Below are 23,145 nucleotides of genomic sequence, written 5' to 3' on the forward strand. Positions count from 1 at the left end.
CTTCGACACAGATGTGGAGTGCGGAAAGGGGGTTACGAGACGCCGGAAGGGGCGGGGGGCCATGGGCCGCAGGGGTTGCCTGCACGGGGCCCGGCTCACGACCGCCATTCGCTTGATCGAGCGAGACGTTCGGCTCCTACAAAGCTAAGGGAGCGGCGCGCTCCTGTCTGCACAATTACTCGGACTTCCTACTATCTGAGACGGTGCAGTGGGCCACACGCCGTTGACCTGCGGTTTCGCCGACGCCCCGGGTGGTCCACACGACTGATCCTGTGCACCGCGTGTGGCATCGCGTTCCGGCCGCGGGAACGGTGAGGGCATGAGCGACACGGCAAAGGCACTTCTCGAGGGCGGTCCGCAGGACCTCCCCGAACGGATCGTCCCGATCACGACCCCCGGAGAGGACCTGAAGATCGAGCTGCGCAACGGCTACGAGCACTTCAGGCCCACCGACCGCCGCGCGGACACTCCGGAGGGCAGGCTGCCCGTGTACGAGTGGTGGGAGCGCACGGAGATGCCCGGCTAGACGGGACAACCGCGGAGACCGCGGACGCCGTCGCCGGGCGGACACGCGGACGGGCCAGGTCGGGGGGAGACCTGGCCCGTCCGGGATCGGGTGGGCGTCAGCCCATGTGCGGGTAGCTGTAGTCGGTCGGGGCGACCAGCGTCTCCTTGATGGCGCGGGTCAGGGTCCAGCGCATCAGGTTCTGCGGGGCACCGGCCTTGTCGTTGGTGCCGGAGGCACGGCCGCCGCCGAAGGGCTGCTGGCCGACGACCGCACCGGTCGACTTGTCGTTGATGTAGAAGTTGCCGGCCGCGTAGCGCAGCTTCTCCATCGTGTACGCCGCCGCCGCGCGGTCGTTGGAGATGACCGAACCGGTGAGGGCGTAGTCGGAGACCGACTCCATCTGGGTCAGCATCTCGTCGTACTTGTCGTCCTCGTAGACGTACACGGCGAGGATCGGGCCGAAGTACTCGGTGCGGAAGACCTCGTTCTCCGGGTCGGTGCACTCGATGACGGTCGGGCGGACGAAGTAGCCGACCGAGTCGTCGTAGGAGCCGCCCGCGACGATCGTGCAGGCGTCGTCCTCCTTGGCGCGGTCGATGGCGGCCTTGTTCTTGGCGAAGGACCGCTCGTCGATGACGGCGCCGATGAAGTTCGACAGGTCGGTGACGTCACCCATGGTCAGGTAGTCGACCTCGGCGGCGAACTCCTCCTTGAAGCCGTCGTTCCAGATCGACGCCGGGATGTACGCACGGGAGGTCGCGCTGCACTTCTGGCCCTGGTACTCGAAGGCACCGCGGGTCAGGGCGGTCTTCAGCACGGCACGGTCGGCGCTCGGGTGGGCGACCAGGAAGTCCTTGCCGCCGGTCTCGCCGACCAGGCGCGGGTAGGTGCGGTACTTCTCGATGTTGTTGCCGACCGTCTTCCACAGGTGCTGGAAGGTCTTGGTCGAGCCGGTGAAGTGGATGCCGGCCAGGTCGCGGTGGTTCAGGGCGACCTCGGAGACCTCCAGGCCGTCACCGGTGACCAGGTTGATGACGCCCTTGGGCAGACCGGCCTCCTCCAGCAGCTGCATCAGCAGCACGGCGGCGTGGGTCTGGGTCGGGGACGGCTTCCAGACCACGACGTTGCCCATGAGCGCGGGCGCGGTGGGCAGGTTGGCCGCGATGGCGCTGAAGTTGAACGGGGTGATCGCGTAGACGAAGCCCTCCAGCGGGCGGTGGTCCAGACGGTTCCACACGCCCGGCGAGTTGGCCGGGGGCTGCTCGGCCAGGATCTGGCGGGCGTAGTGGACGTTGAATCGCCAGAAGTCGATCAGCTCGCAGGGGCTGTCGATCTCGGCCTGCTGGGCCGTCTTGGACTGGCCGAGCATGGTGGAGGCGGCGATGGTCTCGCGCCACGGGCCGGACAGCAGCTCGGCGGCGCGCAGGATGATCGCCGCGCGGTCGTCGAAGGACATCGCGCGCCAGGCCGGGGCGGCGGCGAGGGCCGCGTCGATGGCGTCCTGCGCGTCCTGCTGGGTGGCGTTCGCGTACGTGCCCAGGCGCGCCTTGTGGTTGTGCGGCTGCACCACGTCGAAGCGCTCGCCGCCGCCCATCCGCTTGACGCCGCCGATGGTGCAGGGCAGGTCGATCGGGTTGTCGGCCAGCTCCTTGAGCTTGGCCTCCAGACGGGCACGCTCGGGCGAGCCGGGGGCGTAGCCGTGCACCGGCTCGTTGACGGGGGTGGGGACCTGGGTCACAGCGTCCATGGGTTCCGTAACTCCTTGACTTGAGCGGTGTTGCGAGCGGGTGCGGGGCTCAGCCCTTGCTGACCATCGAGCGGACGAAGAAGCGCAGGTTCGCCGGCTTCTCCGCCAGACGGCGCATGAAGTAGCCGTACCAGTCGGTGCCGTACGCGGTGTAGACGCGCATGCGGTGGCCTTCGGCGGCCAGTCGCAGGTGCTCGTCGCTGCGGATGCCGTACAGCATCTGGAACTCGTACTCGTCGAGCTTTCGCCCGGCGCGCCTGGCGAGTTCCTGGGCGATGGTGATCAGGCGCGGGTCGTGCGACCCGATCATCGGGTAGCCCTCGCCCTCCATCAGCGTCCTCAGGATGCGCACGTACGCCTTGTCGATCTCCTGCTTCTGCTGGTAGGCGACCTCGGCGGGTTCCTTGTAGGCGCCCTTCACCAACCGTACGCGACTGCCGCTCTCGGCGAGCCGGCGCGCGTCGGCCTCGGTGCGGAAGAGGTACGCCTGGATGACGCAGCCGGTCTGCGGCACGTCCTTGCGCAGCTCCTCGTGGATGGCGAACATCGAGTCGAGGGTCGTGTGGTCCTCGGCGTCGAGGGTGACCGTGGTGCCGATCTCGGCGGCGGCCTCGACGACCGGTCGGACGTTCTTCAGGGCCAGCTCGTGGCCGCCGTCCAGTGCCTGGCCGAACATCGACAGCTTCACGGACATCTCGGCGCGGGTGCCGAGGTCCAGCGGCTTCAGCCGGTCGATCAGCTCGAGGTAGGCGTCCCGGGCGGCCTCGGCCTGAGCGGGGTTCGTGATGTCCTCGCCGACGACGTCCATCGTCAGCTCCAGGCCCTGGGCGGTGAGGCGCTGGATGATCGGCAGGATCTCGTCGACGGACTCGCCGGGGATGAAACGGTCGACGACCGGCTTGGTCACCGGGGCCGCCGAGACCAGACGTCGCATCCGGTCGCTGCGCGACGCGGCGAGAATCACGGGACCCAGCACGGGGCACCTCCACTTACAAAGCAACACGAGGCCGCGCCGCGAAGCCCGGACTTCCGGGAACGGCACGGAGAACCACCGTGAAATCTAAGGATCCCCCCGATCGTCAGCCATCGACAGCTGTCACGCATCCGTGCCACGGATCTCAGACAGCTGTATGAAGGCCGCGCGCAAATGCGGCAGAATGCCCGGGTGACGTCGGATTTCAAGGGTGACTACCAGGAGCTGGTCGACGAGATCTCGGAGCTGCTGGGCGCGCCCGCGACCCTGGAGAGCCGCCACTTCGAGCTGATCGCCTTCGGCGCGTACGACAGCGAGGGCGACCTCGACCCGTCGGCCCTGGACCCGGTGCGCACCCGTTCGATCCTCACCCGCCGCTCGACGGCGGCGGTCCGGGCCTGGTTCGAGAGCTTCGGCATCGCCCGCGCCACCGGCCCGGTCCGCATCCCGCCGACCCCGGAGGCGGGCGTGTACCGGGGACGCACCTGTCTGCCGGTACGCCACCGGGGCGTGGTCCTCGGCTACGTCTGGCTGCTGGACACCGATCCCGGGCCCACCGACCGCCAGCTGGCGGCGGCGATGGAGGTCACCGCCCGGATCGGCGCGCTGCTCGCGGACGAGGCGCAGCACGGCGCCGATCTCAGCCGGGAGCTGCGGGCCGTGCTGACCGCCGAGCGCGACTGGCAGCGGGACATGGCGGTCGCCGAGCTGCGCACCGCCCTCGGGTCCCGCGCCGACGCCCTGCACACCGTCGTGTGCGTGGCCCCCTGGCCGTCCGCCGATCCGGAGGACGCGCCCTCGGTCCGTACGGTGCCGGGGGCGACGGCGCTGTGCACGGTGCCGTGGGGGGCGGCGGCCCAGTCCCTGGCACTGCTGGTCCGGTTGCGTTCGACGGACGTGCTGACGCCGGCGACGTCGGCGGCGGGCCGGCTGCTGGAGCGGGTGCGGGGGGCGGACGGGGCGTCCGGTGCCGCGGCCGGGATCGCGGATGCGCGCACCGGGCTGGCGGAGCTGGGTACCGCCTGGCGGGAGGCGTCGGCGGCGGCGCGGGCGGCGCTCGCGGAGCCCCGGCTCGGTCCGGTCGCCGACTGGGCGTCCATCGGTCCGTTCCGGCTGCTGACCGCCCTGCCCGCGACGGCCGCCCACGACCCCGTCGTGCGGGTGCTGCTCTCCCCCGCGCACCGTGAACTCGCCCGCACGGCCGAGGTCTACCTCGACTGCGCGGGCCAGGCCGGCCGTACGGCCGCCGAGCTGGGCATCCACCGCCAGACCCTCTACTACCGGCTGTCCCGGGTCGAGCAGCTCACGGGCCTGGACCTGGACGACGGCGAGGACCGGCTGCTGCTGCACATGGCGCTGAAGGGCGCGCGGCTGTGAGTCCGCGTCAGCTGTTGCTGATGCCTTCGACGACCCGGCGGAGGCCGGCCGTCAGCTGCCCGGCGTCGGGAGCGGTCCTCGGGTCGAAGGTCCACTGGGCGATGAGCCCCGTCATCAGGGTCACGTAGAACATGCCGAGGGTGTCCGCCGTCTCGTCGGACACGTCCTCCTCCCGGCCGCCCATCAGCAGCGGGATCAGCCCGCGCCCCGCCTCCCGCTGCGCCGCCGCCAGATGGTCGCGCACCTCGGGCAGCCGGTCCCCGAGGGCGAGGACCTCCATGCTGAGCCGCCACAGGGAGCCGGGCTCCTTCATGGTGGCGATGATGTTCGACCACGTCCGCTCGAAGCGCTCCAGGGAACCGGGCTCGGTGTCGTCCAGCCCGCCGCCGTCGAAGGCGTCGCCCATCTCCTCGACCAACGCCACGTAGGCCCGCGCGAGCAGCGCGTCCTTCGACCCGTAGTGGTAGCCGATGGACGCCAGGTTGGTCCCCGACTCCTTGACGATGTCGCGCGCCGTCGTGCGCGTGAACCCCTTCTGCAGCAGGCAGCGCTTGGCGCCCTCGAGCAGGTCTTCGCGGTGTCCCATGGCGGAAACCCTACCTCTCGCCCATACAGACGTCCTAGACAACCGAATTATACGTGCGTCATAGACAGCCGTTTAATACATGCGTACAGTCGCCGTCATGACGACGAACCCGACGAGCACCACCCCGACCGCGCCCGCCGGGCGCCGCGCATGGACCGCCCTCGGTGTGCTGATGCTTCCGCTGCTGCTGGTCTCGATGGACGTCTCGGTCCTCTACTTCGCGGTCCCGGCGATCAGCGCCGACCTGGAGCCGACCGGCACCCAGCAGCTGTGGATCTTCGACATCTACGCGTTCGTCCTGGCCGGCCTGCTGATGACGATGGGCTCGCTGGGCGACCGGATCGGCCGCCGCAGGCTGCTGCTGATCGGCGCCGCCGCGTTCGGCGCGGCCTCCCTCGCGGCGGCGTACGCGAGCAGCGCCGAGATGCTGATCGCGGCCCGCGCGGTTCTCGGCATCGGCGGCGCGACCCTGATGCCGTCCACACTGGCCATGGTCCGCACCCTCTTCACCGACCCCGCCCAGCGGGCCAAGGCGATCGCGATGTGGTCCGGCGTGATGACGGCCGGTGTCGCCCTCGGTTCGGTGCTCAGCGGCGTGCTGGTGGAGCACTTCTGGTGGGGCTCGGTCTTCCTGGTCAACCTGCCGGCGATGGCCCTGCTGCTGCTCCTCGGGCCCGTGCTGCTGCCCGAGTCCAGGAACCCCGCCCCCGGCCGCTTCGACTGGCCGAGCATCCCGCTGTCGATGGCGGCGGTCCTCCCGGTCGTCTACGGACTGAAGGAGATCCCGTCCCAGGGCTGGAACGTCCGCTACGTCGTGTCGATCACCGTGGGTCTGCTGTTCGCGGCCCTGTTCGTCCACCGTCAGCGGACGGCCGCCTCGCCGATGATCCCCCCGGCCCTGTTCCGCGGGCGCGGGTTCGCCCCGGCCGTCGTCCTCAACCTCGTCACCATGTTCGGGATGATGGGCTCGGCCTTCTTCACCACTCAGTACCTGCAGTCGGTGCTCGGCCACAGCGCGATGGAGGCGGCGCTGTGGGCTCTGGTGCCCTCGGTGCCGATCGGCTTCGCGGCCCCCTTCGCGACGCTGCTGGTGCAGAAGGGCGTCAACCGCGCCCACGTCGTCTCCGCGGGCTTCACGACCGCCGCGTGCGGCTACGGCCTGCTGGCCCTCGCGGACACCGACTCACTGGTGCTGGTTCTGGTCGCCTGCGGCGTCCTGGCCTCGGGGGTCACCATGGTGATGTCCCAGATCATGGATCTGGCCCTGGGGGCCGCGCCGGTGGAGCGCGCGGGCGCCGCGTCCTCCCTGATGGAGACCGGCGCGGAGTTCGGCGGAGCGCTGGGCATGGCCGTCCTCGGCTCCATCGGCACCGCCGTCTACCGCCACGGCATCCCGGACTCGGCACCGGCTCCGGCCCACGAGACGCTGGGCGGCGCGCTCGCCGTCGCCGAGCAGTTGCCCGAGCGGGCGGGAGACGCCCTGCTCGCGTCGGCCAGGGAGGCGTTCACGCAGGGGATGCAGGGGGCGGCGGTCGCCGCGGCGACGGTGCTGGCGGCAGCGGCCGTACTCGCGTCGGTGACGCTGCGCCGGGTCCGGGCGCGGGAGGAATCGGGCACGGAAAACGCCGGACAGGCTGACCGACTCAGCCCGTCCGGCGTCTGAGGACGAGCCCGTTCAAGGCGAACGGGGCCCGGGGGCCGAGCCCCCGGGGACGACGGTGGCCTCAGACCAGGTTCACCGAGCGGGCGGACGTCGCGCCGATCTCCGCCGCGACCTCCGCCAGCACACCGGCGGGCACCGTGTCGTCGACCGTCAGCACGGCGAGCGCCTCACCGCCGACGGCCGCCCGGGCGACCTGCATGCCGGCGATGTTGATGCCCGCCTCGCCGATGATGCGGCCGACGGTGCCGACGACGCCCGGACGGTCCTCGTAGCGCAGCACCACCATGTGGTCGGCGAGCGCGAGGTCGACGTCGTAGTCGCCGACGGCGACGAGCTTCTGCAGGTGCTTCGGGCCGGCCAGCGTGCCGGACACCGACACCTCCTCGCCGTCCGAGAGCGTGCCGCGCACGGTGACGACGTTGCGGTGGTCGGCCGACTCGGAGCTGGTGGTGAGGCGGACCTCGACGCCCCGCTCCTGGGCGAACAGCGGCGCGTTGACGTACGACACGGTCTCGTCGACGACGTCCTCGAAGACACCCTTGAGCGCGGACAGCTCCAGCACCTTCACGTCGTGCTGGGTGATCTCGCCGTAGACCTCGACGTCGAGGCGGACGGCGACCTCGCCGGCGAGTGCAGTGAAGATGCGGCCGAGGCGCTCGGCGAGCGGCAGGCCCGGCTTGACGTCCTCGGCGATGACACCGCCCTGGACGTTCACCGCGTCGGGGACCAGCTCACCGGCGAGGGCGAGCCGCACCGAGCGGGCGACGGCGATACCGGCCTTCTCCTGCGCCTCGTCGGTGGAGGCACCGAGGTGCGGGGTGCAGACGACCTGGTCGAACTCGAACAGCGGCGAGTCGGTGCACGGCTCCTTGGCGTACACGTCCAGACCGGCGCCGGCGACGCGGCCCTCCTTCAGCGCCGAGTACAGCGCCTGCTCGTCGACGATGCCGCCGCGCGCGGCGTTGACGATGCGGACGCTGGGCTTGACCTTGCGCAGCGCCTCGTCGCCGATCAGGCCGAGGGTCTCGGGGGTCTTGGGCAGGTGGACGGTGATGAAGTCGGAGACCTCCAGCAGCTCGTCCAGGGACAGCACCTTGACGCCCATCTGGGCGGCCCGCGCGGGCTGCACGTAGGGGTCGTAGGCGACGACCTTCATGCCGAAGGCCGACATGCGCTGCGCGACGAGGGCGCCGATCCGGCCCAGGCCCACGACGCCGAGGGTCTTCTCCGCCAGCTCGACGCCGGTGTACTTGCTGCGCTTCCACTCGCCGTTCTTCAGCGCGGCGTTGGCCTGCGGGATGTTGCGGGCGGTGGCGATGAGCAGACCGCAGGCCAGCTCGGCGGCGGTCACGATGTTCGAGGTCGGGGCGTTGACGACCATCACGCCGGCCTTGGTGGCGGCGGAGACGTCGACGTTGTCCAGGCCGACGCCGGCTCGTGCGACGACCTTGAGCTTGTTCGCGGCGGCGATGGCCTCGGCGTCGACCTTGGTGGCCGAACGGACCAGGATCGCGTCCACGTCGGCGATGGCGGGGAGCAGTTCGGCTCGGTCCGCGCCGTTGCAGTGGCGGATCTCGAAGTCCGGGCCAAGCGCGTCCACGGTCGCGGGCGACAGCTCTTCAGCGATGAGTACGACGGGTTTCGAGCTCACGTGAGTCCTCACAAGTCCAATGCGGACGGCCGTCCCGACGGCCGCAGGCGGTGGAGGGGAGTGACACCGGGGACGTGCCTGCACTTCTCCGGGGTCGCTAAGCCGCGTGGAAGACGCACGACGCTGTGGGCCTGACGCGTATGTTGTGCAGCAGTGTAGTGGCGCCGAGGGCGTCGTCTTACGCCGCTACGGAAGGATCACCCGTCCGTGGCTGGACGGGTTGGACAACGCCGTACCTACGACGTTACCCGTGGTTCGCCGAAGGGGCCGGAGCGACATGCTCCGGCCCCTTCGGGCGGGCGGCTTACGCCTCCTCGTCGACCCAGCTCATGAGCTTGCGCAGCTCCTTGCCGGTGGTCTCCAGCAGGTGCTCGGAGTCCTGCTTCTTGTACTCGTTGTACTTCTTCAGGCCGCCGTGGTACTCGTCCATCCAGTTCTTGGCGAAGGTGCCGTCCTGGATCTCGGCGAGGACCTTCTTCATCTCGGCCTTGGTGGCGTCGGTGATGATCCGCGGGCCGGTGACGTAGTCGCCCCACTCGGCGGTCTCGGAGATCGACCAGCGCATCTTCTCCAGGCCGCCCTCGTACATGAGGTCCACGATCAGCTTCAGCTCGTGCAGGCACTCGAAGTAGGCGATCTCCGGCTGGTAGCCGGCCTCCACCAGGGTCTCGAAGCCCGCCTTGACCAGCGCGGCGGTGCCGCCGCAGAGCACGGCCTGCTCGCCGAACAGGTCGGTCTCGGTCTCCTCGGTGAAGGTCGTCTTGATGACGCCGGCGCGGGTGCCGCCGATGCCCTTGGCGTACGACAGGGCCAGCGCGAAGGCGTTGCCGGAGGCGTCCTGCTCGACGGCGGCGATGCAGGGAACGCCGCGGCCCTCCTCGTACTGACGGCGCACCAGGTGGCCCGGGCCCTTGGGGGCGACCATGCAGACGTCCACGCCGGCCGGGGGCTTGATGAAGCCGTAGCGGATGTTCAGGCCGTGGCCGAAGAACAGGGCGTCGCCGTCCTTCAGGTTGCCGGCGATGTGCTCCTCGTAGACCTGGGCCTGGATCGGGTCCGGGACCAGGATCATGATGACGTCGGCCTCGGCGGCGGCCTCCGACGGGCTCACCACGCGCAGGCCCTGCTCCTCGGCCTTGGCCTTGGACTTGGAGCCCTCGTGCAGACCGACGCGCACGTCGACGCCGGAGTCGCGCAGCGACAGGGCGTGGGCGTGGCCCTGGCTGCCGTAACCGATGACCGCGACCTTGCGGCCCTGGATGATGGACAGGTCGGCGTCGGCGTCGTAGAACAGCTCGGCCACTTTGGGTTCTCTCCTTGTGTGCAGGTGTTGCGTCCCACCGTATGCCGGTGAGGGGAAGGGAAGTTTCGGGGTCTCGGAATACGGGCGGCCGGAGTTTTCGCCGGCCGCCCCTGTTCCATCGTCAGGCGGAGCGGTCGAGAGCGCGCAGCGAGCGGTCCGTGATCGAACGGGCGCCGCGGCCGATCGCGATCGTGCCGGACTGGACCAGCTCCTTGATGCCGTACGGTTCCAGCATCTTGAGCATGGCGGACAGCTTCTCGCCGCTGCCGGTGGCCTCGATCGTCACGGCCTCCGGGGAGACGTCGACGGTCTTGGCGCGGAACAGCTGGACGATCTCGACGATCTGGGAACGGGTCTCGTTGTCCGCGCGCACCTTCACCAGAACGAGTTCGCGCTGAACGGCCTGCGAGGGCTCCAGCTCGACGATCTTGAGAACGTTGACGAGCTTGTTGAGCTGCTTGGTCACCTGCTCCAGCGGCAGGTCCTCCACCCCCACGACGATGGTGATGCGGGAGATGTCGGGGTGCTCGGTGACGCCGACGGCGAGCGAGTCGATGTTGAAGCCGCGGCGGGAGAACAGGGCGGCGATCCGGGCGAGGATGCCGGGCGTGTTCTCCACCAGGACGGAGAGCGTGTGCTTGGACATGATCTCTTGGTCTTCCTCGCTCAGTCGTCTTCGTTGTCGCCGAAGTCGGGGCGGACGTCCCGGGCGGCCATGATCTCGTCGTTGGAGGTGCCGGCGGCGACCATCGGCCACACCATGGCGTCCTCGTGGACGACGAAGTCGACGACGACCGGCCGGTCGTTGATCGAGTTCGCCTCCTCGATGACCTTGTCGAGGTCGGCGGGGTCCTCGCACCGGATGGCGTAGCAGCCCATGGCCTCCGACAGCTTCACGAAGTCGGGGACGCGGGTGCCGCGGGCGTCCGGGTTGACGTCGTCGGGACCGGAGTGCAGCACCGTGTTGGAGTACCGCTGGTTGTAGAACAGCGTCTGCCACTGGCGGACCATCCCGAGGGCACCGTTGTTGATGACGGCGACCTTGATCGGGATGTTGTTCAGGGCGCAGGTGGTGAGCTCCTGATTGGTCATCTGGAAGCAGCCGTCGCCGTCGATGGCCCAGACGGTCTGGCCGGGCGCGCCGGCCTTGGCGCCCATGGCGGCCGGGACGGCGTAGCCCATGGTTCCGGCGCCGCCGGAGTTCAGCCAGGTGGCGGGCTTGTCGTACTGGATGAAGTGCGCGGCCCACATCTGGTGCTGACCGACGCCGGCGGCGAAGATCGTGCCCTCGGGGGCCAGCTGCCCGATGCGCTCGATGACCGCTTGCGGGGAGAGCGAGCCGTCCTCCGGCTGGTCGTAGCCGAGGGGGTAGGTGTCGCGCCAGCGGCTGAGGTCCTTCCACCAGGCGGTGTAGTCGCCCGTGTGGCCCTCGCTGTGCTCCTTCTGGACGGCCTGGATCAGGTCGGCGATGACCTCGCGGGCGTCGCCGACGATCGGCACGTCGGCGGCGCGGTTCTTGCCGATCTCGGCAGGGTCGATGTCGGCGTGGACGATCTTGGCGTACGGGGCGAAGCTGTCCAGCTTGCCGGTGACGCGGTCGTCGAAGCGGGCTCCGAGGGCGACGATCAGGTCGGCCTTCTGCAGCGCGGTGACGGCGGTGACCGCACCGTGCATGCCCGGCATTCCCACGTGCAGCGGGTGGCTGTCGGGGAACGCGCCGAGCGCCATCAGGGTGGTGGTGACGGGCGCTCCGGTGAGTTCGGCGAGGACCTTCAGCTCGGCGGTGGCCTGTGCCTTGAGCACGCCGCCGCCGACGTAGAGGACGGGCCGCTTGGCGGAGGTGATGAGCTTTGCGGCCTCGCGGATCTGCTTGGCGTGCGGCTTGGTCACCGGGCGGTAGCCCGGCAGGTCCATGACCGGCGGCCAGGAGAAGGTGGTCTTCGCCTGGAGGGCGTCCTTGGCGATGTCGACGAGGACGGGGCCCGGGCGGCCGGTGGAGGCGATGTGGAACGCCTCGGCGATCACCCGGGGGATGTCCTCGGCCTTGGTGACCAGGAAGTTGTGCTTGGTGATCGGCATGGTGATGCCGACGATGTCCGCCTCCTGGAAGGCGTCCGTGCCGATCGACGACGAGGCGACCTGGCCGGTGATCGCGACCATCGGCACGGAGTCCATGTGCGCGTCGGCGATCGGGGTGACCAGGTTGGTGGCGCCGGGACCGGAGGTCGCCATGCAGACGCCGACCTTGCCGGTGGCCTGGGCGTAGCCGGTGGCCGCGTGGCCCGCGCCCTGCTCGTGGCGGACCAGGACGTGGCGCACCCGGGTCGAGTCCATCAGGGGGTCGTACGCCGGAAGGATCGCACCACCGGGAATGCCGAATACCGTGTCGGCGCCGACCTCCTCGAGAGAGCGGATGAGGGACTGCGCACCCGTGACGTGCTCGGGCGCGGACTGCTGTCCTCCGGATCGGGGCCGCGGCTGCGGGTGATGGGCCCCGGTGGCCTGCTCGGTCATCGGCATTCTCTTCTCGATGCTGAGGGTTTTTGCGTAGTTTGCGCGGTGTGTGGCCGCGGTACGGCAGGTGCTGGTGCAACAAAAAACCCCTCGTGCCATAAGGCAAGCGAGGGGAGCGCGCCGGGTGTGGGTCGCCGGGAGTCCGGGTCGGTCCGGACGTCACCAGCTTCAGCCGACGCGCTTTCCAAGTACGAGAATTCGGGTGCGCATGGCACTGACCCTCCCCCCGGCACGCACCCACTGTCAAGTAGGTGGGACGGGAGTCTCATTATGTGAGCGTAGGGCCGTGCCGCCTCCGAGGACGGCGGGCAGGCCGGTGGCGGTGCCGCTGGTTGCGCCGTTGGTGTACACGGCCCCCGTGCCGCCGCCCGCGAACGCCGGTTCGGCCGGCCCGTGCGGCACCGGGTAGCGGCCGGTACCGAGCGCTCTGCGCAGCCGGTACTCGTCCAGCGGCCCGGAGAACGCCATGCCCTGCCCGTGCGTGCAGCCCATCGCGCGCAGGGCGACGACCTGCTCGGGCAGGTCCACCCCGTCGGCCACGGACTTCAGCCCCAGATCGGTGGCGATGCGGAGCAGACCGCTGGTGATCTTGTGCAGCCGCGCCGACTCGACGACCCCCTCGACCAGGCCGCGGTCGAGCTTGAGCACGTCCACGGGGAGCCGCCTGAGGGCCGCGATCGCCGCGTAGCCGCTCCCGAAGCCGTCGAGAGCGATCCGGACGCCGACCCGCCTGAGGGCGTTCAGCCGGCGCTCCAGTTCGTCCAGGCCGACCCCTGGGTCGGTGTCCGAGAGCTCGATCACCAGGGAGCCGGGCGGCAGCCCGTGCCGGGTCAGCAGGGCCTCCACCGAGCCGAGCGGCATGGAGCGGTCCAGCAGCCGGCGGGCGCCGATCCGGACGGACACCGGCGCCGACAGTCCCGCCGCCGCGCGTTCGGCGGCCTGTTCGACGGCCTCCTCCAGCATCCAGCGGTCCAGTTCGGCGGTCTTGTCGCCGTCCTCGGCCACGCGCAGGAACTCGGCGGGCGTGAAGAGCACCCCCTGGGAGGAGCGCCAGCGCGCCTGGGCGCAGACCGAGGCGATCCGGCCGTCCGCGAGGGAGACCACCGGCTGGTGCAGCAGCGCGAACTCGCCGTCGTGCAGCGCGGCACGCAGTCGCGTGGCCAGTTCGGCCTTGCGTACGACGTCCTGCTGCATCTGCGGCTTGTACAGCTCGACGCGCCCCTTGCCGCCCGCCTTGGCGCGGTACATGGCGAGGTCGGCGTTGCGCAGCAGCTCGCCCGCCCCGAGGCCCGGTTCGGCGAAGGCCACGCCGATGGAGGCGTTGACGCGGACATCGTTGCCGTCGATGAGGTACGGCTGCGACAGCGTCACCCTGAGGCGGTCGGCGAGCTCCAGGATGTGCCGTTCGCGGGCCGCCCGGTCCCGGGCGCCGTCACCGACGATCAGGGCGGCGAACTCGTCGCCGCCCAGCCGGGAGGCGGTGTCGCCCTTGCGGACCGCCTCCTGGAGTCTGCGGGCGGCCTGGACGAGCAATTCGTCCCCGGCCTGGTGCCCGATCGTGTCGTTGACGGCCTTGAAGCCGTCGAGGTCGATGAAGAGGACCGCCGTGCCCCGCAGCGCGGCGCCCCGGTCGGAGGCCCGGCGGCCGGACAGAGCCTGCTGGACGCGCCGGGTGAACAGGGCCCGGTTGGGCAGGTCGGTGAGGGGGTCGTGCTCGGCGTTGTGCTGGAGCTGCGCCTGGAGGCGCACTCTCTCGGTCACGTCACGACTGTTGAAGATCAGGCCACCCTGATGACGGTTGACGGTCGACTCGACGTTGAGCCACCCGCCGTCACCGGAACGGAAGCGGCACTCGATGCGCGTGGTGGGTTCCTCGACCGGGCTGGCGGCGAGGAAGCGGCGCACCTCGTGCACCACGCAGCCGAGGTCCTCCGGATGGATGAGCCCGGCCAGTTCGCTGCCGACGAGGTCCTCGGCGGGGCGTCCGTAGACCCCGGCTGCGGCCGGGGAGACGTACCGGAGGATGCCGCTCGGCGCGGCGATCATGATGACGTCGCTGGAGCCCTGCACGAGGGAGCGGAAGTGGTTCTCCTTCTGGGCCAGCTCCTGGGTGAGGGTGATGTTGTCGAGCAGCATGATGCCCTGGCGTATCACCAACGCGAGCACCACCGTGCCGCCGGTGAGCAGCACGACGCGGTCGACGCTGCGGCCGTTGAGGACGTTGTAGAGGATCCCCAGCGTGCAGACCGCGGCGGCGAGGTAGGGCGTGAGCGCGGCCAGCGAGCCGGCGATGGGCCGGGCGGCCGGATAGCGGCTGTGCTCCCCGCCCGGGGAGGGCACCGGCTGGGGGCGCGCGGTGCGCGGTCCGGGCGCCTGCCCGTGGACCGCCCGCGCGTGCCCGTCGTTCCCCGCCGGCCGTCCCCGCCGGGACCCGGCCCAGGGGGCGTACGCGAGCAGCAGCGAGCCGGCGAACCAGCCCGCGTCGAGCAACTGGCCCGAGCGGTAGTTGTTGTGCAGCAGCGGTGAGGTGAACAGGGCGTCGCACAGCACCGTCAGGGCGAGCGCGCCGATCGCGGTGTTGACCGCGGACCGGTAGAAGGGCGAGCGCCTGAAGTGCAGGGCGAGCACCATGCTGATCAGGGCGATGTCGAGCAGCGGGTACGCGAGCGACAGCGCGGTGTGCGCCACGCTCGCCCCGTCGGCCTTCGCCGCCTGCGCCAGCGCCAGGCTCCAGGCCAGCGTCAGCAGCGAGCCGCCGATCAGCGAGGCGTCCAGCACGAGGCAGACCCAACCCGCCTTCGTCACCGGCCGCTTGGCCAGTACCAGCAGCCCCACGATGGCGGGCGGCGCGAAGCACAGGAAGAACAGGTCCGCGTAGGAGGGACTGGGCACGGGCTGCCCCAGGACGACCTCGTACCAGCCCCATACCAGGTTGCCCAGGGCAGCCATCGCCGAGGAGAGGGCGAACAGCAGCCAGGCGGGCCGGAAGCGGACCAGGTGGCTACGGGCGTAGAGGAAGCAGGACACGGCCGCCGCCGCGGCAGCCGCGCTCAGCCCGAAGTCACCCATGACCTTCGCCAGCAGCTCCGAACCCCAGCCGAGCGCGGAACCGACGGCGTATCCCGCGCAGACGAGGGCCAGCGCGAGCTGGCGGTACAGGGTCGGCCCGCCGGAGGTGACGGACCGGCGGGGCAGCAGGGGCCCCGGCGGAGTCTGCGTCCGCAGTGCTCCGTCGAGGGTCGGTACGGGGGGCGGCGGACTCACCGGTCCCTCCCGGTCCGCGCCGCTCCCCGGTCCTGCGCGTCCCGGTGCACCGGGTGGGCGTACCTCCTGCGGGTGCCCGGCCTGCGCTGGTGGGGATGGTGATGGCTGTGGTGGCCGCCGTGCCGACCGCGTCTGCGTGCGGTCGCGTGCCAGGGCCGTCGCCGGCGGCTCCGCCGCGTCGGATCGCTCGTCCATAGGCCGTGCATCGCCCGTCGCCCCCCTCACAGTCTGCAATGTCCATCCCCGGCGCCGAACGGTCCGCGGCGCAGCCCCTGTCGGGACGATACACCAGTCTCGTCACTCAGGGACATAGGTTCTCTACGCTCCGTGACGACCAGCGGGAATGCGGGTACCCACCGCGTCCGAGGGAATGCGGAGGGTGCCTGAAGCGGATCACTCGCCCGTCGTAAGCATCACGTTGCGCAGTGGCTCCCGGTTCACGAAGCGGTTCAACTGGTCCACCAGCAGCCGCTTCGCACGCGGCAGGAAGGCGGACGTCGGCCCGCCGACGTGCGGGCTGATGAGCACTCCCGGAGCCTGCCACAAGGGGTGGCCCGGCGGCAGCGGTTCGGGATCGGTGACGTCGAGGGCGGCGGTGATGCGCCCGCTCTCCAGTTCGGTGAGCAGCGCCTTGGTGTCGACGACGGGGCCGCGGGCGACGTTGACGAGCAGGGCACCGTCCTTCATGCGGGCCAGGAAGTCCGCGTTCACCAGGCCACGGGTGGTCTCGGTGAGCGGCGTGGAGATGACGACGACGTCCGCCTCCGGGAGCAGGGCGGGGAGTTCGGTGAGCGGATGCACCGGCCCGCGCGCCGTGGTGCGAGCGGAGCGCGCGACGCGCGCCACCCGCGCGACCTCGAACGGCACGAGCCGGTCCTCGATCGCCGCGCCGATCGATCCGTAGCCCACGACGAGGACGCTGCGGTCGGCGAGCGCGGGCCGGAACCCGCCGAGCCACTCCCCTCTGTCCTGCGCCCGCACGAAGTCGGGGACGCCGCGCAGCGACGCCAGGATCAGCGTCAGGGTGAGCTCCGCCGTGCTGGCCTCGTGCACCCCGCGCGCATTGCACAGCCGCACCCCCGCGGGCAGGTGCTTCAGCCCCGGCAGCACGTGGTCGATGCCGGCGGACAGGGTCTGCACGACCTGCACGGAGCGCATCGCCGGCAGCGGACGCACGCCGATCTCGCTGGGCTTCATGTAGGGGACGACGTAGTACGCGCAGTCGGCCGGGTCCGCGGGGAAGTCCTCGGCACCGTCCCAGAAGCGGTAGGCGGGGCCCTCGGGGAGTCCCTCGATCTCGTCCGGCGGGATGGGCAGCCACACGTCAGCAGTCATGGTCAGGAGGCTATGTCAGGGGCTCGTGGGCGCAGAGGTTAGGTTGGGTGACCTGAAGAGGGAGGGTCACGACCAGGTGGAGCGCAGGACGATCGGCGCGGCGGCACTCGCGGTGGGGGCCGTCGGCCTGGGGTGCATGCCGATGAGCTGGGCGTACAGCGCGTCGCGGCAACGGGGCGACGAGTCGCTCAGGGCGGTGCACCGGGCGCTCGACCTGGGCTCGTCCCTGCTGGACACGGCGGACATGTACGGCCCGTTCACCAACGAGCTGCTGCTGGGGCGGGTGTTGAAGGAGCGGCGCTCCGACGCCTTCGTGTCGACCAAGGTCGGTCTGCTGGTCGGCGACCAGCACATCGTGGCCAACGGCCGCCCCGGCTATGTGAAGCGCGCCTGCGACGCCTCCCTGCGCCGGCTGCAGACGGACGTCATCGACCTCTACCAGCTGCACCGCGCCGATCCCGAGGTGCCCGTCGAGGAGACCTGGGGCGCGATGGCGGAGCTCGTGCGGGCCGGAAAGGTGCGGGCGTTGGGGCTCTGCGCGGTCGGCGCGCGGTCGGCCCGGCGGCCGGGGGCGCGCCTGCACGACGCGACGGTCCGGCAGCTGGAGCGGCTGCAGCAGGTCTTCCCGGTGAGCGCGGTGGAGGCCGAGCTGTCGGTGTGGTCGCCGGAGGCCCTTCAGTCGCTGTTGCCGTGGTGCGAGGCGCGGGGCGTCGGCCTGCTCGCCGCGATGCCGCTCGGCAACGGCTTCCTGACCGGCACGCTGACGCCCGGCGAGGGTTTCGAACCGGAGGACCTGCGCGCCCGGCATCCCCGCTTCACCGCCGAGATGATGGCCGCCAACCAGCCGATCGTGGTGGGCCTGCGCCGGATCGCGGCCCGGCACGGCGACGATGTCACGCCGGCCCAGGTGGCGCTGGCCTGGGTGCTGGCGCAGGGACGGCACGTGGTCCCGGTGCCGGGCACGAAGCAGGAGCGCTGGGCGGCGCAGAACGCCGCGGCGGCCGCGCTGCGGCTGACCCCGCAGGACCTGGCGGAGATACGCGGCCTCCCGGCGGCGCAGGGGTCGTGGGAGTGACGGCTCGGGCCGACGCCCGGGTCCCGTCCGGCCGCGGTCTCCGGCTGTTCCGTCGGCGGGGCTTGCCGATCCCGTCGGACGCCGGGCCTGGGGCCGCTCGGTTCACGGGCCGCGCCGACCGGGCCAAGGACCGTTCCGTACCTGGGACCACACCGGTCACGTGAGGCACCGGGCCGGGAACCGCACCGCACAGGGACCGTCACGCAAGCTCGGCCGAGGGCCACACAGCACAGAGGGACCCCAGGGCGGGCGCTGGGCCGGAAGCACACCGCGCACGAACCGTCACAAGCGGGCCGAGGACCACATCTCCCACACAGGCCACACCAGTTCCCTGGTCGGCGCCGGGTCAGGAACCGCTGCTGGGACCACCGCAATCCAGGCCGCGCGCCACACGGCACACAGGAGCCAGACAGGGCCCGGGCGGCGCTCGGTGAGGGGCCTCTCCCCTGCCCGGGGGCGCGCGTTCGCGGGATTCGGGGATCGGTGATCGGGAACCTGGAAGGCTCGGGCGGTGTAAGACAGGTAGAACCCACCGCGTCGAAGGGACCATGATCGTGCAACGTCGAGCCGTGACGGCCGTGTTGGCCGCCGCCACGCTCCTGCTGACAGCCGGTTGCTCCTCCGACGACGGAGAGACGCCGGGCGCGGAGGACAACGCCACCCCGAGCCGTACGGCGGCTCAGTCCCCGCCCTCTCGGACGGCCGAGGAGACGCCCCCCGCCAAGGGCTCCGTGAAAGTGGTCCGCACGGTCGCCACGGGCCTGAAGAGCCCCTGGGACCTGGCCCCGCTGCCGGACGGCGACCTGCTGGTCTCCTCCCGCGACGAGGGCACGATCACCCGGGTCGACGACAGGACGGGCAGGAAGACCGAGCTGGGCGAGGTGCCGGGGGTGTCACCGGCCGGTGAGGGTGGTCTCCTCGGCATCGCGCTCTCCCCCGACTACGCCTCGGACCACATGATCTACGCCTACTTCACCTCGGCCTCGGACAACCGGATCGTCCGCATGCTCCACGACGCGAAGAAGCCGTCCGGTGAGCAACTGGGCGCCCCGGACACGATCTTCAAGGGCATCCCCAAGGGCGTCATCCACAACGGCGGCCGGATCGCCTTCGGCCCGGACAAGATGCTGTACGCGGGCACGGGCGAGAGCGGCGACACGGGCCTGTCGCAGGACAGGGACTCCCTCGGTGGCAAGATCCTGCGCCTGACCCCGGAGGGCGAGCCGGCGCCGGGCAACCCGTTCCCGGACTCCCCGGTCTACACCTACGGCCACCGCAATGTGCAGGGACTGGCCTGGGACTCAGAACAGCGGCTGTTCGCCTCGGAGTTCGGCCAGAACACATGGGACGAGCTGAACGCGATCAAGCCGGGTGACAACTACGGCTGGCCGGAGGCGGAGGGCAGGTCCGGCGGCACCGAGTTCCACGACCCCCTGGCCCAGTGGGGCACGGACGAGGCCTCGCCCAGCGGCATCGCCCACGCCGAGGGTTCCGTCTGGATGGCGGGCCTGCGCGGCCAGCGCCTGTGGCGCATACCGCTGAAGGGCACGGAGGCCGCCGCCGAGCCGCAGGCGTTCCTGGAGGGCGAGTACGGCCGTCTGCGCACGGTGGTCGCGGCGGGCGGCGACAAGCTGTGGCTGATGACGAGCAACACGGACGGCCGGGGCGACGCAAAGGAGGGCGACGACCGGATTCTGGAGCTGGAGGTGAAGTAGGCGGCGCCGTCCCTCACCCGGGACGTCGTCCCTCTCCCGGAGGGTCCTCCTCCCCGGGCGGCTGGTCGGCGGGCTCCGCGTCCTTGGGACCCGGCAGGCGTACGACGACCTTGCCCGAGCCGAGGTCTATGGGTCCGTGTCCCGGGTCGCCGTCGCCGACGTCCTCCCGGGTCAGTTCCAGCCGGTTCTGCTCGTCGCGGGTGTGCTTGCGGCCTGGGGCGAACAGATCCTCGAAGACGTTGAACACCAAAGCCTCCCTCGGCGAGGTCTGTTACAGCGTAAGCCTCAGTCCGCCGGCCCGGAGGTGAGCGTGCCGGTCGGGAACAGCGCCAGCCGATGCGCCACCGCGGCGGCCTCGCCGCGACCCGAGACGCCGAGCTTGGCCAGGATGTTCGAGACGTGGACGCTGGCCGTCTTCGGCGAGATGAAGAGTTCCTCGGCTATCTGGCGGTTGGTGCGGCCGTCGGAGACCAGGCGCAGGACGTCGCGTTCCCTGCTGGTGAGGCCCAGCGCCTCGGCCGGGTCGGCGGGAGCGGCGGCAGGCTCGGGGACGCGGGCCAGGGCGAGCCGGGCGCGCTGGGCGAGCAGCGTGACGGCGTCGGCGAGCGGGCGGGCGCCCAGGTGGGTGGCGACGGTGTGGGCGAGGCGGAGCAGTTCCGTGGCGCGGGCGCGCTCGTCCTCCCCGCCGGTGGCCAGGAGGGCAGCGGCCAGGCGGTACCGGACACGGGCGAGGTCGTGGGGGCGTTGCAGACATTCGAAGGCGCTGACCGCCTCCGACCAGGGGTCAGGGGTGTCCCGGCCCTCGGCGCGGTGGAGTTCGGCGCGGACCCACTTCTCGTGGGCGATCCAGACCGGGGCTCCGGTCGTGAGCGACTTGGCGGCCTCGGCGAGGATTTCGAGCGCTGCGGCGCGGCCCTCCTCGGCGGCGGGCAGGCCACGGGCGTCGGCCTCGGCCTCGGCGGCGGACAGCAGCAGGGGCCAGGCGTAGCGCTGGGTGCCGGGCGGGAAGCCCGCGTCCACGGCGCGGGCGAGTTCGGCGCGGGCGTCGGGGAGGCGGCCCTCGGCGGCGGCGATGCCGACGGCGAGGGTGGCCGACGGCAGTCTGTTCTGCGGCATGGGGTCGTGCGTGCCGTAGGCGGCGCGGGCCTCGTCGAGCAGTCGGGCGGCGGCGTCCACGTCGCCGCGGCCGAGCGCGACGGCGGCGCGTTTGAGGCAGGCGCCACCCCGTGGCCCCGCGCCCCGGCCGGGGGCCCCCGCCGTGGCCGCCGCCTCGATCGCCTCGTCCCAGCGGCCCAGCGAGATGAGCGACTCGGCGAGGTTGCCCCACACCCAGGCCTCGGACTCCAGCAGGCCCATGCGCCGGGTGAGGTCGATGCCCTCGCGCAGGATGCCGACGGCCTCCTCGGAGCGGCCGATGCTCTCCAGGACCGAGGGCAGGTTGACGTGGCTGCGGGCCACCACGGCGGACCGCCCCTGAGCCACCACCAGATCTCTGACCTGGTACATCTCCGCGAGTCCCGCGTCGATGTGGCCCGCGTCGACCATGAGGCCGCCGAGGGTGAGCCGGGCGTTGAGTTCGATGTCGGCGGCGCCCACCATGCGTGCGTACTCCACGGCGCGCTCCGCCGCGGTCACCGCGTCGGGGCCGGGGTTGTGGAGCATCGACCAGTTGGCGGCCATGGCCAGCACCTCGGCGTGCACCTTGGACGGGGGCAGTCCGCGGACCAGTTCCTGGGCGATGCCCAGTTCCCGCCAGCCGTCGCCGCGGCCCTGGGCCTGGACCAGCAGGGAGCGCTGCGTCCAGAACCAGGCGGCGCGCTGGGGATCGCCGCCCGACGGGGAGGGCCGGGTGACGGGGCCGTTGTCCTGCTCGTCCTCGAGCAGGCGCAGCGCCCGCTTGGTGATCTTCAGGGCGCGCTCCCGCTCGCCGCACAGCCGCCCGGCGACGGCGGCCTCGGCCATGAGGTCGAGGTAGCGCAGGGGCGCGGTGGCCGGGTCGCAGCCGCACGGAGGGTAGACCTCGGTGTAGTCGACGGGGCGCAGGGTGGCGCGTACGTCGTCGGGGGTGGAGTCCCACAGCTCCATGGCCCGCTCCAGCAGCCGGAGCTGCTCCGAGTAGGCGTTGCGGCGGCGGGCCTCGACGGAGGCGTCGAGGACGGCGGGGAGGGCCTTGGCGGGATCGTGCGCGTGGTACCAGTAGCTGGCCAGGCGCATCACGCGCTCGTCGGCGGGCACGAGCGTCGGATCGGCGTCGAGGGCCTCGGCGTAGCGGCGGTTGAGGCGGGAGCGCTCGCCGGGCAGCAGGTCGTCGCCGACGGCCTCGCGCACCAGGGAGTGGCGGAAGCGGTACCCGGCGCCGTCGGGCGCGGGGATGAGGATGTTGGCGTTCACGGCGGCGCGCAGCGCTTCGATGAGGTCGTCCTCGGTGAGCCGGGCGACGGCGGCGAGGAGGCGGTACTCCACGGTGGAGCCGCCCTCGGCGACGATCCGGGCGACCTGCTGCGCGCTCTCGGGCAGCGCCTCGACGCGGACCAGGAGCAGGTCGCGCAGGGAGTCGGTGAGTCCGGTGCAGCAGCCCTCGTGGGCGGCGACGGCGAGTTCCTCGACGAAGAAGGCGTTGCCGTCGGAGCGTTCGAAGATCTCGTCGACCTGGCGCGGGTCGGGCTCGTGGGCGAGGATGCCCGCGATCTGGCGGCCCACTTCCTCGCGGGTGAAGCGGCCGAGTTCGATGCGGCGGACCGTGCGCAGCCGGTCGAGTTCGGCGAGCAGGGGGCGCAGGGGGTGGCGGCGGTGGATGTCGTCGGAGCGGTAGGTGGCCAGGACGACGAGGCGGCCGGTGCGCAGGGTGCGGAAGAGGTAGGCGATGAGGTGGCGGGTGGAGGCGTCGGCCCAGTGCAGGTCCTCCAGGGCGACGACGACGGTTCGCCGGGCTGCGAGGCGTTCCAGCAGGCGGGCGGTGAGCTCGAAGAGCCGGGCCATGCTCTCCTCGTCGTGCCGCCCGGTGCCGCCGGCCGTGGCCGGCTCGCCCAGCTCGGGCAGCAGCCGGGCCAGCTCCTCCTCCTGCCCGGCGGCAGCGGCGGCCAGTTCGTCGGGCAGTTCGCGGCGCAGGGTCCGCAGCGCGGTGGAGAACGGCGCGAAGGGCAGCCCGTCGGCGCCGATCTCGACGCAGCCGCCCAGTGCGACGACGGCGCCCTGCCGGCGTGCGGCGGCGGCGAACTCCTCGACGAGGCGGGTCTTGCCGACGCCCGCCTCACCGCCCAGCAGCAACGCCTGCGGCTCTCCGCCCGGGCCGAACCCCTGGGAGGTGCCCCCGGCTTCCGCGCGGCGGAGCGCGTCGTTCAAGGTGCCCAGTTCACCGGCGCGGCCGACGAACACGGGACTGACGGACCTGGTCTCCACGAGCCCGAGCATCGCATGCGGGGCCGACGGGGCGG

The 23,145-nt window shown here is 71.6% G+C and carries 16 protein-coding genes; 5 read left to right on the forward strand and 11 right to left on the reverse strand.

Annotated elements, in window-relative coordinates; all coding sequences use genetic code 11:
- Positions 1 to 319 precede the first annotated feature (319 nt).
- The gene (locus tag IE260_RS33125; RefSeq protein WP_189878665.1) at positions 320 to 526 is read left to right on the forward strand and encodes a DUF5988 family protein; all 207 of its coding nucleotides are present in this window, start codon (positions 320 to 322) and stop codon (positions 524 to 526) included.
- A 97-nt stretch (positions 527 to 623) separates the two neighbouring features.
- Here the strand turns inward: IE260_RS33125 and pruA are convergent, their stop codons facing one another.
- Together pruA and IE260_RS33135 are read right to left on the reverse strand one after the other, a co-directional pair.
- Positions 624 to 2,255 carry an L-glutamate gamma-semialdehyde dehydrogenase gene (gene pruA / locus IE260_RS33130; RefSeq protein WP_189878667.1) on the reverse strand — a complete coding sequence of 544 codons (1,632 nt, stop codon included), beginning with the start codon at positions 2,253 to 2,255 and terminating at the stop codon, positions 624 to 626.
- Between the two features lie 49 nt (positions 2,256 to 2,304).
- Positions 2,305 to 3,231, reverse strand: a complete 927-nt coding sequence (locus IE260_RS33135; RefSeq protein ID WP_189878669.1) for a proline dehydrogenase family protein — start codon at positions 3,229 to 3,231, stop codon at positions 2,305 to 2,307.
- A gap of 171 nt (positions 3,232 to 3,402) precedes the next feature.
- Here IE260_RS33135 and IE260_RS33140 point away from each other — a divergent pair, with 171 nt between their 5' ends.
- Positions 3,403 to 4,605, forward strand: a complete 1,203-nt coding sequence (locus IE260_RS33140) for a PucR family transcriptional regulator (RefSeq protein WP_189878671.1) — start codon at positions 3,403 to 3,405, stop codon at positions 4,603 to 4,605.
- Positions 4,606 to 4,612: 7 nt separating this feature from the next.
- Here the strand turns inward: IE260_RS33140 and IE260_RS33145 are convergent, their stop codons facing one another.
- Positions 4,613 to 5,191 (reverse strand): TetR/AcrR family transcriptional regulator, encoded by a 579-nt coding sequence (locus IE260_RS33145; protein ID WP_189878672.1) that lies wholly within the window; start codon positions 5,189 to 5,191, stop codon positions 4,613 to 4,615.
- Between the two features lie 97 nt (positions 5,192 to 5,288).
- Between IE260_RS33145 and IE260_RS33150 the strand changes: the two genes are divergently transcribed.
- Positions 5,289 to 6,854 (forward strand): MFS transporter, encoded by a 1,566-nt coding sequence (locus tag IE260_RS33150; RefSeq protein ID WP_229881529.1) that lies wholly within the window; start codon positions 5,289 to 5,291, stop codon positions 6,852 to 6,854.
- Between the two features lie 61 nt (positions 6,855 to 6,915).
- On the opposite strand, the gene serA is transcribed toward IE260_RS33150, so the two are convergent.
- From serA to IE260_RS33180, 6 genes are all read right to left on the reverse strand, one after another.
- Positions 6,916 to 8,505 (reverse strand): phosphoglycerate dehydrogenase, encoded by a 1,590-nt coding sequence (serA, locus tag IE260_RS33155; RefSeq protein ID WP_189878676.1) that lies wholly within the window; start codon positions 8,503 to 8,505, stop codon positions 6,916 to 6,918.
- Between the two features lie 304 nt (positions 8,506 to 8,809).
- The gene (gene ilvC / locus IE260_RS33160) at positions 8,810 to 9,808 is read right to left on the reverse strand and encodes a ketol-acid reductoisomerase (RefSeq protein WP_189878678.1); all 999 of its coding nucleotides are present in this window, start codon (positions 9,806 to 9,808) and stop codon (positions 8,810 to 8,812) included.
- Between the two features lie 121 nt (positions 9,809 to 9,929).
- A complete protein-coding gene (gene ilvN, locus IE260_RS33165; protein WP_010048631.1) occupies positions 9,930 to 10,454 on the reverse strand; it encodes an acetolactate synthase small subunit in 525 nt (174 codons plus the stop codon).
- Positions 10,455 to 10,474: 20 nt separating this feature from the next.
- Positions 10,475 to 12,322 carry an acetolactate synthase large subunit gene (locus IE260_RS33170; protein ID WP_189878680.1) on the reverse strand — a complete coding sequence of 616 codons (1,848 nt, stop codon included), beginning with the start codon at positions 12,320 to 12,322 and terminating at the stop codon, positions 10,475 to 10,477.
- 243 nt (positions 12,323 to 12,565) lie between these two features.
- On the reverse strand, positions 12,566 to 15,586 hold the full coding sequence (locus tag IE260_RS33175; protein WP_189878682.1) for a putative bifunctional diguanylate cyclase/phosphodiesterase: 3,021 nt from the start codon (positions 15,584 to 15,586) through the stop codon (positions 12,566 to 12,568).
- Positions 15,587 to 15,979: 393 nt separating this feature from the next.
- Positions 15,980 to 16,921, reverse strand: a complete 942-nt coding sequence (locus IE260_RS33180) for a 2-hydroxyacid dehydrogenase (RefSeq protein WP_189878684.1) — start codon at positions 16,919 to 16,921, stop codon at positions 15,980 to 15,982.
- 76 nt (positions 16,922 to 16,997) lie between these two features.
- Here IE260_RS33180 and IE260_RS33185 point away from each other — a divergent pair, with 76 nt between their 5' ends.
- Both IE260_RS33185 and IE260_RS33190 read left to right on the forward strand, forming a co-directional pair.
- Complete coding sequence (locus IE260_RS33185) at positions 16,998 to 17,996, forward strand: aldo/keto reductase (RefSeq protein ID WP_189878686.1); 999 nt, start codon at positions 16,998 to 17,000, stop codon at positions 17,994 to 17,996.
- Positions 17,997 to 18,544: 548 nt separating this feature from the next.
- On the forward strand, positions 18,545 to 19,711 hold the full coding sequence (locus IE260_RS33190) for a PQQ-dependent sugar dehydrogenase (protein ID WP_189878688.1): 1,167 nt from the start codon (positions 18,545 to 18,547) through the stop codon (positions 19,709 to 19,711).
- A gap of 13 nt (positions 19,712 to 19,724) precedes the next feature.
- Here IE260_RS33190 and IE260_RS33195 read toward each other — a convergent pair whose 3' ends face one another.
- Together IE260_RS33195 and IE260_RS33200 are read right to left on the reverse strand one after the other, a co-directional pair.
- Positions 19,725 to 19,958 (reverse strand): DUF6191 domain-containing protein, encoded by a 234-nt coding sequence (locus tag IE260_RS33195; RefSeq protein WP_189878690.1) that lies wholly within the window; start codon positions 19,956 to 19,958, stop codon positions 19,725 to 19,727.
- Positions 19,959 to 19,996: 38 nt separating this feature from the next.
- Positions 19,997 to 23,122, reverse strand: coding sequence for a helix-turn-helix transcriptional regulator (locus IE260_RS33200; RefSeq protein WP_189878692.1), 3,126 nt, complete (start codon positions 23,120 to 23,122; stop codon positions 19,997 to 19,999).
- Positions 23,123 to 23,145: the final 23 nt, after the last annotated feature.

Origin of the sequence: Streptomyces viridiviolaceus (genome assembly GCF_014650995.1) — a bacterium.
Classification (GTDB): Bacteria; Actinomycetota; Actinomycetes; order Streptomycetales; family Streptomycetaceae; genus Streptomyces; species Streptomyces viridiviolaceus.

What these genes read in the sequence shown, in the direction of transcription:
- IE260_RS33150 (WP_229881529.1), top strand. Translation starts at nt 5,289, where the DNA reads ATGACGACGAACCCGACGAGCACCACCCCGACCGCGCCCGCCGGGCGC.
- IE260_RS33170 (WP_189878680.1), bottom strand. Translation starts at nt 12,322, where the DNA reads ATGACCGAGCAGGCCACCGGGGCCCATCACCCGCAGCCGCGGCCCCGA.
- ilvN (WP_010048631.1), bottom strand. Translation starts at nt 10,454, where the DNA reads ATGTCCAAGCACACGCTCTCCGTCCTGGTGGAGAACACGCCCGGCATC.
- pruA (WP_189878667.1), bottom strand. Translation starts at nt 2,255, where the DNA reads ATGGACGCTGTGACCCAGGTCCCCACCCCCGTCAACGAGCCGGTGCAC.
- IE260_RS33180 (WP_189878684.1), bottom strand. Translation starts at nt 16,921, where the DNA reads ATGACTGCTGACGTGTGGCTGCCCATCCCGCCGGACGAGATCGAGGGA.
- IE260_RS33140 (WP_189878671.1), top strand. Translation starts at nt 3,403, where the DNA reads ATGCGGCAGAATGCCCGGGTGACGTCGGATTTCAAGGGTGACTACCAG.
- IE260_RS33145 (WP_189878672.1), bottom strand. Translation starts at nt 5,191, where the DNA reads ATGGGACACCGCGAAGACCTGCTCGAGGGCGCCAAGCGCTGCCTGCTG.
- IE260_RS33125 (WP_189878665.1), top strand. Translation starts at nt 320, where the DNA reads ATGAGCGACACGGCAAAGGCACTTCTCGAGGGCGGTCCGCAGGACCTC.
- IE260_RS33190 (WP_189878688.1), top strand. Translation starts at nt 18,545, where the DNA reads ATGATCGTGCAACGTCGAGCCGTGACGGCCGTGTTGGCCGCCGCCACG.
- IE260_RS33200 (WP_189878692.1), bottom strand. Translation starts at nt 23,122, where the DNA reads ATGCTCGGGCTCGTGGAGACCAGGTCCGTCAGTCCCGTGTTCGTCGGC.